Source organism: Faecalibacillus intestinalis, from assembly GCF_003024685.1.
Taxonomy (GTDB): Bacteria; Bacillota_I; Bacilli_A; order Erysipelotrichales; family Coprobacillaceae; genus Faecalibacillus; species Faecalibacillus intestinalis.
Genome location: NZ_PYLQ01000012.1, coordinates 1 through 11,892, shown reverse-complemented (window position 1 = coordinate 11,892; position 11,892 = coordinate 1). Strand labels below are relative to the sequence as shown.

Sequence of the window (11,892 nt, the reverse complement as noted above, 5' to 3'; positions counted from 1 at the left end):
CTAATATCAAATAAAAACTATCTTGGATCTACAGGTATAATACATGCTGCAACAACATAGGCAAGAAGTCCTGTTCCTGCATATAAACAAAGCAAACCACAAGCAAGTCTTACAAGTGTTGGATCTACATCAAAATATTCTCCAAGTCCTCCGCATACCCCTGCTAATACCTTATCTTTAGTTGAACGATATAACTTTTTATTCATTATTATTCCCCCTTAAAATGAATTGTTACATTTCCCATATCTGTATCGATATCAATATTTTTATTTCCTATTACTTGACTTGCATCACTTATATGAATAGAACTCATACTTCCATCTTTTGTCACTTTATATTGATCTCTTGTATCTGTCATCACTAAAGATACATTTCCCATATCATTTTCTAAATCTAAGTTATACGTATCTAAATTTGAAATCTCAAGATCCCCCATATCATTAGAAATATCAGTATTTCCTTTAACAAGTAAATGTTTGATTGTTACTTTACTTGTATCACTTTCCATTTCTAATTGATTGCATTGTAAATCTTCAATTGTAATCTTTGAGGCATCAATATCTAAATCAATGTGATTAAATTGAATATTTCTTGGAATATATAAAGTAAGGTTACTTGTTTCTTTTTTACGAGTAACACCCGTAAAAGAAATATCTGCAACTTGTCCATTATATTTAAAATCATAATCTTTATTAACATGACTTCCTTCTACTTTAATTGTATTTCCATCATAATAAACGATTTTACCATTTAATGCTGATAATTCTAAATCAAGGTTACAATGAGCATCAACACCTAATTCCAAATTAACATCTTTTGCTTTACCAAAAGATTTAAATTTAACATAATTCGTTACTTTTTGTGCTTCACCAGGTAATTGATCTAAGCCATTCATCAAAACACCACCAACGCATAAAGCAAGACCAAGAATTAATGTTACAAGTGCAATACATTTATAAATTTTCATATTAACCCACCACCTTATTATAAATATCTTTACCTAAATCAATGAGTGCTCTAAATGCTTGGGGTAAATATTTAAAAATACTGACTGTCATTAAAGAAGTTAAATAACTCAAAGAAAATAATAATAAACCAACACCTAAACAAATAAGACCACCAGCAATTAAACCATCCATAAACATTTTAATAGCAACAACAACTAAAGCAACTAAAGCACATAACAATCCAAATGTACCAAATATACCGATACATACAATTGAAAGAAATAAACCAAACGCTGCTACTACTAAACCACCAACACCACCAATTGTTGGTAAAATAAGTAAAACTAATAAAACAACAATGATTCCTCTTAATATACGTGTATTTCTTTCATTATAATGAATTACTTCTTCATTTTCTTGCTCATTTATATCAAGTCCCTCTTTAATTGTTTGTGCAACTTTTTCAGGTGTTCCTAATTCATCTATAATTTCTTGTTCATGTTCACTTCCTGCATCTTCAAAGTAATCACGATAATAATTAAGTGCTTCATCTCTTTCTATTGAATCTATATCTTGTAATAATTTTTCCAATTCATCTAAAAATTGTTCCTTATTCATTATTATCCCCTCCTTTTAATAATGAATTAATTTTTTCTGTATAACTTATCCATTCATTTCTATACATCTCTAATTTATTCTTTCCATTATCTGTAATTCTATAATATCTTCGATTTCTACCATCAATTTGTTTATCATATGTCTCTAAACAATCATCTTTTTGTAATCTTCTAAGGACAGGATAGAGTGTCGATTCTGAAACATCGATTCCTTTTCTCACATCTTGTGTAATTTTATAACCATAGGTTCCTTCTTCTTTTTTAGCGACAACACTTAAAACAATGGCGTCTAACAAAGCAGCCCCTGTATTAAATATCATATTTGCCCTCCTATTCTTTTTACAATAATATTATATAACGTATAGTATTATATTACAACAAATTTGTTGATAAAAAAATAATGTGCTAAACACATTATTCAAAAAATTTTAAAGTTAATTTTAAAACTTGTTTAATATCAGCTAGTTTATCAAAATTATGATTGCCATCTTCTATCGAAACAAACTTTGTTCCTTTATGAAATAGTTTCATGTATTTGTTACTGATTTCATAAGGAACTGTTGTATCTTTTGTTCCATGAATCACAAGTAAATCATTTTGATAAGTATCTAATTCTTGATAAAAATCTCTTTTTAAAATATCTTCTACAAAATCATCTGATATTTCATACCCACCATGATCATAAGTTTTCGCTCTTTCAACTTGTCCTGTTAAATAATGAAGCGCATCTGGTAAATTGAAAGCAGGTGCCCATAAGACCATCTTTTTAATCACATCTGGATAAAGCTTAGCAAGTTCACTAGCAATAGCGCCACCCATTGAATGACCTAAAACATAGATTTCAGTACAATTTTCCATTTTTAAACATTCTTCTAAAATCACTCTTGCACAAGAAAGTTCATCTTGAAAAGTCATATCGACAAAATTACCATCACTTTCTCCACTTCCTAAAAAGTCAAAACGAAATGATGCTATTCCTTTTGATTCTAACATACGGGATAATTGAACATAAGAAAACTTTGTTCCTGTTTTTTGTCCCGTAAAACCATGAAAAATCAAACAAACCGGATGTTTATCTTGATTAGGTTTATGAAAAAAACCTCTAAGTGTACCTTTAGGTGTAGGAATTTCACAATAATGTTGCATTTTAAATATCCTCATGTGCTTTCTTGATTCTTCGAATGCCACCCATTGTAACATATTGTTTTGTAATATCTATAATATTTTCTTTTTTAAAATCTCCACCAATAAATAAACATGTATCCATAATTTCATTTGTTACAATTGTAAGCATTTCATCAGATAATTCCTCTGGTATTTCATTTCTTACAATTTCTTTACATTCATCTATATATTCAGTTTTATCAATTTCTGTAATACCTTCCATATTAATACCTCCATGTATTTTTCATTATAACAAATAATATGTCTAAATGATGAATTTATCAAAAAAAAGACCAAATTGTTCCATTACAACAATTCTAATTAATCTTTCCATATAATGAAAATAAGAACACTCCATACTCCGTTGATACTATGATTATAGCGTGTTAGTAGAGAAATAAAGAAAGGTAAAAAATGACTAAAAAGAAGAAATATATTTATATTAATTTAAAAAATACCAGGGAGGATAAAGATTTAAAACAAAAAGACATAGCTAAATTGATCCATGTATCCCCGCGTACATACTCTCACTATGAGAATAACGAAAGAGAAATGTCCCTCGATACTTGGAAATTACTTTCTAAACTTTTAGAAAAAAGTATTGATTATCTAAGCATTATTGAAGAAAAAAAGAAAGATAAGGAGTAAAATCTCCTTATCCCTTATTCATAATCACAAGTATAACCTTTATGATCTAATTCTAATTTAATAACTTCCCAATCATTTAATAATGATCCAAGTTCTTCTTTTAAGCGAACAACACCCATTTTATCTTCTTCACGAATAACTGCCATTAAAGTAGGTCCTGCCCCTGATAAATAACATCCTAAAACATTTTCATCGTTTTCTAAAACATTCATAATTTCATCATAATTATGAATCAACTTACCACGATAAGGTTGATGTAAACGATCTTTAAATCCTAATTTTAAACCATCATCATAACCATTAATCAAAGAAGCAACGACAAGAGCTAAATGGGAAACATTTTTGATTGCATCTTGACGATCTAATGTTTGTGGTAACACTTTACGTGATTCTTCAGTAGATAAAGTAAATGGTGGAATTAAAGCTACAAAACGATATTCATGTTTTACAGGAACATTTAATGTAAGTACTTGTTCTTCTTCCATGACCGAAACTGTTAAACCACCAAAAATAGCTGGTGCAACGTTGTCTGGATGTCCTTCAATCTTGGTCGCAAGTTCAAGAATTTCTTGTCGATCATCTGTTTTGTCTTTAAAAGCAAAAGCTCCAACGATTCCTGCCACAATACATGTTGAACTACTTCCAAGACCTCTTGTATAAGGAACTTGACTTTCACAATGAATATTGACACCTTTAAAATCTAAACCACAGCTTTGAGCTGCTTGGCTAAAAGCTTGGTATGTTAAGTTTTCTTCATTACAAAATTGTGTTGGACAACCTGTAATATTTAATCCACCTTCATTTAATTCAAAAGTAAAGGTATTATATAAAGTTAACGCTAATCCAGCAACGTCAAATCCTGGTCCTAAATTGGCACTTGTTGCTGGTACTTTGACTTTGACTTTCATTCTTTAAAGTCCTTCCATTTCTGATTTAATAAAATTAATAATTTCTGTTTTATCAATATGTGTTTTATGTAGCACTTCTCTATCCTTAATTCCAACTAATGGTTTAGGTACTGCTACACCTGTTTTTTTATTTAATTTTTCAATTGCATCATAAACATCTAATTCTTCATTGAATAATGCTTTATAAACAGATTCAGGGAATTTATATGGTGAAGCTGTTGAAAGTAAGATTGTTTTAGTTTGATCTCCAGTTTCCTTTTGATATTGTTTTAATACACCATAACCACACGCTGTATGTGTATCTAAAACATAACCATTATCTTCATAACAATCTTTAATTGTTTTTAAAACTTCTTCTTCATTTAAATATCCTGCTTTAAATTGATCTTGAATACGTGCAAATGTTTCATCATCAACTTCATAAATACCATCTGCTTTTAATTTTTCCATGTATTCTTTAACCTTATCACCATCTTTTCCAGACATATACCATACAAGTCTTTCTAAGTTACTTGATACTAAAATATCCATTGCCGGTGCATTTGTTTTAAAGAATTCCCTATTAGCATCATATTTACCTGTTGTAAAGAAATCAGTTAAAATATTATTCTTATTAGATGCGGTAATAAATTTATTAACAGGAAGACCCATATTTTTCGCAAACCATCCTGCCAAACAATTCCCAAAGTTTCCACTAGGTATACAGAAGTTTACTTGATCTCCCATTTCAATTTCTTTATTTCTTACAAGTTCAAAATAACTATGGAAATAATAAACGATTTGTGGAATCAAACGTCCTACATTAATTGAGTTAGCTGAAGATAAGAAAACATGATGTTGATCACTTACTTCTTTTAACATTTTATCTCCAAACGCTACTTTTACAGCACTTTGAGCATCATCAAAGTTACCATGAATTCCAACAACTTTAACATTTTTTCCTTCTTGAGAAACCATTTGTTGTTGTTGAATCGCACTTACTCCATCTAATGGATAAAATACTTTAATACATGTTCCTTCAACATCTTTAAATCCTTCTAAAGCAGCTTTACCAGTATCACCACTTGTTGCTGCTAAAATCATGACTTCACGATCTTCTTTTAATTGTTTTAAAGATAAAGTCATTAAATGTGGTAATAAAGATAATGCCATATCTTTAAAAGCAGCTGTTTGTCCATGGAATAATTCAGCTACATAAACATCTCCTGCTTTTTTTACAGGAACAACAATTTTTGGAAATAAACCTTTTCCATATGCATTTAAACATGCTTGATGGATAAGTTCTTTACCATCTTCAGGAACAAAAGTTGAAATCACCTCTGTTGCTAAATCTACATAATTTAATTGAACTAATTTATTTAAATCTAATTTTTGAAAATCAAAATTAGGAACTAACAATCCCCCATCATCACCAATTCCTTGTACAATTGCTTGATAGAAATTGATTTGATTTTGATGATTACGCGTACTTACATATGTCTTATTCATCGCTATATCCTCCAATAATTGAATTTATTATATTGAATATTGTATACAAAGTCAACAATCCAAGATTTTATTATTAATATAATATAAGGAAAGAAACTATGAGAAAAAATTGACTACTGTATACAATCATGCTATTATATCAAAAAAGTAAAGAAAGCGAGGCTTAACTATGATAACCATTAAAACTATTATTGATGCATTTAAAAAATAAAGCTCAAGAATAATGGTTTGTTTATGTTAAGTTTTCAATAGACCATTTGGTCTATTTTTATTATAAGGGGGACTATCATGAAAATAGGTGTTATTGGACTTGGTACTGTAGGATATGGGGTCATTGAAATTCTTACAAATGAAAAAACACGTTTAGAAAAAGAAATGAAACAAGAAATTGTTGTTAAATACGGGTGTGGTCTTGAAGAAGTAGACTTACCTAAGGAAATCATCTATACAAAAGATTATCATGATGTTATTAATGATGAGGAAATTGATGTCGTGGTTGAACTTATTGGGGGAACAACAATTGCGAAAAACATTATCTTAGAAGCATTAAATAACAAAAAACATGTAGTTACAGCTAATAAAGCTTTATTAGCTCATTATGGAAAAGAAATTTTCAAAACTGCTAAAGCAAATGATGTACATATTTTCTATGAAGCTTCTGTAGGGGGAGGTATTCCTGTTCTAGCAAGTCAAAAAGAAAGTTTGATTGCAAATAACACTAAAGAAATTGTTGGTATTTTAAATGGAACAACAAACTTTATTTTAACTTTAATGGAAAATGAAAATCTTGATTTTGATGAAGCCTTATCAATTGCAGATGGTTTAGGATATGTTGAAGCTAATCCAGCTTTAGACTTAGATGGAATTGATGCTGCTCATAAAATTTGTATCTTAGCGCAAAATGGTTATCAAAAATTTGTTGACTTTGATCAAATTCAAGCTAGCGGTATCCGTAATGTCACTAAATTAGATATGGATTACGCTAAAAAATTAGGTTATCGTTTTAAAATGATTGCTCAAGCAAAACCTGTTAAAGATGGTTTAGGAATTGATGTTTCCGCAACACTTGTTAATTTAAATGAACTTGTTGCTAATGTTATGGATTCTTACAACGTTGTTGAAATCGATAACGATTATGTTAATAACATCATCTATTATGGTCGTGGTGCTGGACGTTATGTCACTGCTTCAGCTGTTGTCAGTGATATCATGAAAACACACCAAGTAGAAAGATGGTCACATGATTATGAAGATTGTAAACATGTTTACCCTATTTCTTCTTCACGCTATTATGTAAGAGCATCTAAACCTGTAGATATTCCTTATGAAACATACTATAGTGAAAAAGATGATCATATTTATATAACAGAAGAAATTGAATTAGCTGATTTAAAAAATAAATTAAATGATGAAAATGCTGTTATTTTCAAAGTAAGAGGATAAGGAGATTATAAAAATGAAAAAATTTAAAATTGCTATTGTAGGTGCTACTGGTGCCGTTGGTCGTGAAATGTTAAGATGTGTTTTCCAATTTAACTTTCCTTTTGAAAGTATTAAATTATTAGCTTCTGCAAGAAGTGCTGGAAAAGAAATCGAATTTGAAGGACATAAATTTGTTGTTGAAGAATTAACTGAAAACAGTTTTGAAGGTGTTGAAGTTGCTTTCTGGTCTGCTGGTGGAAGTATTTCAGAAAAATATATGAAATATGCCGTAGAAGCTGGATGTGTCAATATTGATAATACTTCACATTTTAGAATGGATCCTAATGTTCCTTTAGTTGTACCTGAAGTAAATGGTGAAGCATTAGTAAATCATCATGGAATTATTTCTTGTCCAAACTGTACAACAATTATGATGTGTAGTGCATTAACAAGATTAAATGATGAATTTGATATTGAAAGAATCGTTGTTTCTACTTACCAAGCTGTATCTGGTGCTGGTGTTGCTGGTATGGAAGAGCTTTATCGTCAAAGCCAAGAAGTTTTAGATGGTAAAGAACCTGTTGCTAAAACATTACCTTGTGCTGGAGATAAAAAACATTTTCCAATTGCTTTCAACTGTATTCCTCAAGTTGATAAATTTGATTTATCAAATGGATATAGTAAAGAAGAAATGAAAATGGTTAATGAAACTAAAAAAATCTTCAATAAAGATATTGAAGTCAATGCGACTTGTGTACGTGTTCCTGTTTTACGTGGACATAGTGAATCAATCTATATTGAAACTAAAAAAACAATCGATATGGATAAAGTCTTTGAATTATTAGGAAATAGTACAGGTATCGATTTATGTGATGATTTAGCTAACCAAGTATATCCAATGCCAACAAGCTTTATTGGTGATGAATTAACTCACGTTGGACGCGTTAGAAAAGATTTATATAAAGATAACGCTTTAAGTTTATGGATTACAGGTGACCAATTAATGAAAGGTGCTGCTTATAACTCTGTAGACATCGGATTAAAAATGATTGAATTAGGTTTATTAAAATAAAAGGCAATGACCTCCAATGGAGGTCATTTTTATTGTTCAATTGTTTTAATGACTTTTGCTGGAACACCTGCAATCAGGCTATTGTCTGGCATATTTTTAGTCACCACTGCTCCTGCTGCAATCACACACCCCGCACCAATGGTAACTCCTGGCATCACAGAAACATTGGCCCCAAACCAACAATTATTCCCTACTTTAATTGGTAAAGCTTTTTCTAGTCCTTGATTTCTTCTTGTATAATTCAATGGATGATTCGCTGTATAAAACCCACAAGAAGGACCAATAAAAACATGATCACCTATTTCAATGGATGCCCCATCCATAAAATAGTTATTAATGTTCACAAAAACATTCTTTCCTAATTTTATATTTTTTCCATAATCTGCTGTAAAAGGACTTAACAAAACAAGATTCTCTGGAAAATATCCTAAAATCTTTTCAATTATTTCATTTCTTTTTTCATCACTTGGTTTTAATTGATTTAATTCAAAGCATAAATCCTGACAAACTAATCTTTGATCTATGAGTTCTTGATCATTATTCGCATCATACCATAAACCTGCTTCCATCTTTTCTTTTTCAGTCATATTCAACACTCCTTTTTCAACTATTATATCTTTTAAATAAAATACCTCAACAAAAAATATAAAATTTACCACATGCTTTTCATCGTCAGGAACAAATGCTTTTTCCATATCATATTTTTGAGACAACTTGTTATAACATTCTTTACAAATTTGTGGTGCTACAATAGCTTCTCTAATTTCACTAGGAATTTCCCAACGCCCAAGTACAACTTGATCTTCCTTTTTTCAATTTTTTTCAGACAATTTCCATAATAATCTTCATAAAGATACTCTATAGTTTCATATTTATTCCTATCATATCTACATGAACTACCAAGGCATGCATTAATAATTTTCTTGCAAGTATTTACGCTTATCTCAGATTTTTAAAACATGGTAACTGCTGTTTCTACAACCTCATTCATTCCATATCCAATAACATGATTACTCATCATCTTCATCTTCCTTCTGCCTTATTTTATCATCGTTCTCTCACTATTTTATTGGCTGGATTGCCCAAACAGTTGACAAACTGTTTTATACTGTTATATACTGTTTATAGATGGAGGAGGACTTATATGCGCATAATTATTAATCACTCATCTATGATTCCAATTTATGAACAAATTGTCGATCAGATAAAGAAACAAATCAATAACCACACTTTAAAAGAAAATGATGCTTTGCCTTCTGTAAGAAGTCTTGCTAAAGAATTACAAATTAGTGCTCTTACTGTAAAAAAAGCCTATGATTTTTTAGAAAACGGAGGTCTTACTAAAACAATTCATGGTAAAGGAACTTTTATTCTTGCTGTTAATGAAGAAACACTTCTAGAAGAAGCACGAAAAGAGATAGAAGATTATTTAGAAAAAGCCATTCAAAAAGGAAAACAAGCTGGTGTGAGTTATGAAGAAATTAAAGAAATGCTAGAACTATTAATGGAGGAGTAATATGTTAAAAGTTAATCATATTCAAAAAACTTATTCACATTTTCATTTAGATTGTTCATTAGAAATAAAACCCGGTTCCATTACTGGAATAATAGGAAAAAATGGTTCAGGAAAAACTACACTTTTTAAAGTTATTTTAAATCTCATTCATATCGATTCTGGTGATATTACACTTTTAGATAAAGATTATAAAGATGTTGATAAAAATAAAATTGGTTGTACACTAGCTAATATTTCTTTATGTGAATATCTTAAATTGAAAGATTTAATAAATCTTTTAAATAACACCTATAAAGATTTTGATTTAGATTACTTTCTACAAAAATGTAAACAATATCAATTTCCTTTAGATAAAAAAATCAATGAATTCTCTACCGGTATGAAAGCAAAACTCAATGTTTTAATTGCCTTATCACATCATGCCTCATTTCTTATTCTCGACGAACCAACAAATGGTTTAGATGTTCTTGCTCGAGAAGAAATCATTGACTTAATTCGAGAATTTATGGAAGAAGATGAAAACCGTTCAGTTTTAATTAGTTCTCATATTTCTTCTGATTTAGAAGGTCTATGTGATGATATTTATATGATTGATGATGGCAAATTTATATTCCATGAAACAACGGATTGTTTATTAGATCAATATGGTTTGTTAAAATTAACAGAAGAACAATTTAATCAAGTAGATCATAATTACTTTATAAAGACGAGAAAAGAAAATTATGGTTATACTGCTTTAACAAATCAAAAACAATTCTATCAAGAAAACTATCCAGAAATTATTATTGAAAAGAATAATTTTGATACTTTATTTTCTATGATGTTAAGGGGTGAATAAAATGAAGGGACTATTTATTAAAGATTTTTCATATATCAAAGAAAGCAAATTACTCTTTCTCTTTCTTGTTTTATTTGGTTTTGGCTCTTCTTATTTCTATAAGAAACCCACCTTTGTTTTAGGTTATTTCAGTGTATTTCCAGGTATCATTTTAATGAGTACAATTAGTTATGATAGTATCAATCATGGCTTTACATCTTTATTTACTTTGCCTATAAAAAAAGAAGATTATCTTAAACAAAAATATAGCTTAGGTATTTTATTAGGATTACTTTTTCTATTCTTTGCGATTTGTATTTCAAGTATAGGTTACTATCGTATTCAACAATCATTTCATTTTCTAAATAGTGATTTTCTACAAGGTTGCCTACTAACACTTATGTTTTCTTATTTTGTGATTGCAATCATAACTCCTGTAGGAGTCTACTTTGAAGCACAAAGAAGTCAACTTGCAATGATCATTGTTTTTGGTGGTATCTTCTTATTTGTAGCTCTAATTTATTTTCTAACAAAATTCATTGGTTTTGATTTAGAAACAATTATTGATTCACTTATAGAAAACCATTTATCTATGGTAACACTTGCAACTGTTATATTCACATTCATCTGTAATATAATTTCTTATCACATTAGTTTAAAACTTGCTTTTTCAATACTTGGATTCGCAAAGATTTGTTTTAAGACTTCTACTGGCGCTGTGATTGCTTGACTTCCATAATTGAAGGCATCTCTTACTTGTTGTACCCCTTTAAAGCTTGCTGCTAATATCTTACAATCATAACCATCTTGTACGATTCTATTAGATAATTCATTGATCAGTTCCATTGGATCATTTCCTAGGTTCCCTATTCTATTGACATAAGGTGCAATATAGTCTGCTCCTGCTGCCAAGGCCATATAGGCTTGCATCAAATCATAAACAGCTGTCGCTGTTACATTTATTCCTTCTGCCTTTAATTGTTTAATAGCTTTGACTCCTTCATAAGAAACAGGCACTTTGATATAAACTTGATCATCAATTTCTTCAATAATACGATGGGCTTCTTTAACGATTTCATCACATTCCTTAGAAATCACTTGAATATGAAGACTTCTTTCTTTTCCAATGATTTTTCTTACTTCTTTCATATGTTGAAAGAAGTCTTTTGGACTTGTTTTCTTTACGATTGAAGGATTACTTGTTACTCCTACAATTGGCATATATTCTACTGCTTCTTTTATATCTTCTAAGTTTACTGTATCAATTATAAATTCCATTTTCTTTTCTCCTAT

The 11,892-nt window shown here is 29.6% G+C and carries 16 protein-coding genes; 6 read left to right on the top strand and 10 right to left on the bottom strand.

The genetic code is table 11. The features are described from left to right. Positions 1–17: 17 nt before the first annotated feature. From C7U54_RS08915 to C7U54_RS08890, 6 genes are all read right to left on the bottom strand, one after another. Positions 18–206 carry a PspC domain-containing protein gene (locus C7U54_RS08915; protein ID WP_022002677.1) on the bottom strand — a complete coding sequence of 63 codons (189 nt, stop codon included), beginning with the start codon at positions 204–206 and terminating at the stop codon, positions 18–20. Positions 207–208: 2 nt separating this feature from the next. Then, entirely contained in the window at positions 209–967 is a 759-nt protein-coding gene (locus tag C7U54_RS08910; RefSeq protein WP_022002678.1) for a DUF4097 family beta strand repeat-containing protein, read from the bottom strand. Between the two features lies 1 nt (position 968). Further along, on the bottom strand, positions 969–1,565 hold the full coding sequence (locus C7U54_RS08905) for a DUF1700 domain-containing protein (protein WP_107030056.1): 597 nt from the start codon (positions 1,563–1,565) through the stop codon (positions 969–971). Further along, the gene (locus tag C7U54_RS08900) at positions 1,558–1,884 is read right to left on the bottom strand and encodes a PadR family transcriptional regulator (protein WP_022002680.1); all 327 of its coding nucleotides are present in this window, start codon (positions 1,882–1,884) and stop codon (positions 1,558–1,560) included. The genes C7U54_RS08905 and C7U54_RS08900 overlap by 8 nt, the downstream gene beginning before the upstream one ends. A 94-nt stretch (positions 1,885–1,978) precedes the next feature. Further along, positions 1,979–2,710 (bottom strand): alpha/beta hydrolase family protein, encoded by a 732-nt coding sequence (locus tag C7U54_RS08895; RefSeq protein ID WP_107030055.1) that lies wholly within the window; start codon positions 2,708–2,710, stop codon positions 1,979–1,981. A gap of 1 nt (position 2,711) precedes the next feature. Then, entirely contained in the window at positions 2,712–2,951 is a 240-nt protein-coding gene (locus C7U54_RS08890; RefSeq protein ID WP_022002682.1) for a hypothetical protein, read from the bottom strand. Between the two features lie 191 nt (positions 2,952–3,142). On the opposite strand from C7U54_RS08890, the gene C7U54_RS08885 reads away from it, so the two are divergent. Then, positions 3,143–3,376 carry a helix-turn-helix domain-containing protein gene (locus tag C7U54_RS08885; RefSeq protein ID WP_022002683.1) on the top strand — a complete coding sequence of 78 codons (234 nt, stop codon included), beginning with the start codon at positions 3,143–3,145 and terminating at the stop codon, positions 3,374–3,376. A gap of 14 nt (positions 3,377–3,390) precedes the next feature. Here C7U54_RS08885 and thrB read toward each other — a convergent pair whose 3' ends face one another. Together thrB and thrC are read right to left on the bottom strand one after the other, a co-directional pair. Then, positions 3,391–4,284: a homoserine kinase gene (gene thrB, locus C7U54_RS08880; protein WP_107030054.1), complete on the bottom strand. Its 894-nt coding sequence runs from the start codon at positions 4,282–4,284 to the stop codon at positions 3,391–3,393. Between the two features lie 3 nt (positions 4,285–4,287). Further along, positions 4,288–5,772 carry a threonine synthase gene (gene thrC, locus C7U54_RS08875; RefSeq protein ID WP_107030053.1) on the bottom strand — a complete coding sequence of 495 codons (1,485 nt, stop codon included), beginning with the start codon at positions 5,770–5,772 and terminating at the stop codon, positions 4,288–4,290. Between the two features lie 288 nt (positions 5,773–6,060). On the opposite strand from thrC, the gene C7U54_RS08870 reads away from it, so the two are divergent. Continuing rightward, positions 6,061–7,215 carry a homoserine dehydrogenase gene (locus C7U54_RS08870; RefSeq protein WP_107030052.1) on the top strand — a complete coding sequence of 385 codons (1,155 nt, stop codon included), beginning with the start codon at positions 6,061–6,063 and terminating at the stop codon, positions 7,213–7,215. Positions 7,216–7,228: 13 nt separating this feature from the next. Further along, positions 7,229–8,266, top strand: coding sequence for an aspartate-semialdehyde dehydrogenase (locus C7U54_RS08865; protein ID WP_107030051.1), 1,038 nt, complete (start codon positions 7,229–7,231; stop codon positions 8,264–8,266). A 29-nt stretch (positions 8,267–8,295) separates the two neighbouring features. Here the strand turns inward: C7U54_RS08865 and C7U54_RS08860 are convergent, their stop codons facing one another. Next, the gene (locus C7U54_RS08860; RefSeq protein ID WP_107030050.1) at positions 8,296–8,853 is read right to left on the bottom strand and encodes a sugar O-acetyltransferase; all 558 of its coding nucleotides are present in this window, start codon (positions 8,851–8,853) and stop codon (positions 8,296–8,298) included. A gap of 557 nt (positions 8,854–9,410) precedes the next feature. Between C7U54_RS08860 and C7U54_RS08855 the strand changes: the two genes are divergently transcribed. The 3 genes from C7U54_RS08855 to C7U54_RS08845 are packed head-to-tail and all read left to right on the top strand — an operon-like array spanning position 9,411 to position 11,329. Then, positions 9,411–9,782, top strand: a complete 372-nt coding sequence (locus C7U54_RS08855; RefSeq protein ID WP_022002689.1) for a GntR family transcriptional regulator — start codon at positions 9,411–9,413, stop codon at positions 9,780–9,782. A 1-nt stretch (position 9,783) separates the two neighbouring features. Beyond that, complete coding sequence (locus tag C7U54_RS08850) at positions 9,784–10,620, top strand: ABC transporter ATP-binding protein (RefSeq protein ID WP_107030049.1); 837 nt, start codon at positions 9,784–9,786, stop codon at positions 10,618–10,620. 1 nt (position 10,621) lies between these two features. Next, a complete protein-coding gene (locus C7U54_RS08845; RefSeq protein ID WP_107030048.1) occupies positions 10,622–11,329 on the top strand; it encodes an ABC-2 transporter permease in 708 nt (235 codons plus the stop codon). On the opposite strand, the gene C7U54_RS08840 is transcribed toward C7U54_RS08845, so the two are convergent. Next, the gene (locus C7U54_RS08840; RefSeq protein WP_107030101.1) at positions 11,245–11,877 is read right to left on the bottom strand and encodes a fructose-6-phosphate aldolase; all 633 of its coding nucleotides are present in this window, start codon (positions 11,875–11,877) and stop codon (positions 11,245–11,247) included. The genes C7U54_RS08845 and C7U54_RS08840 overlap by 85 nt on opposite strands. Between the last annotated feature and the right edge of the window lie 15 nt (positions 11,878–11,892).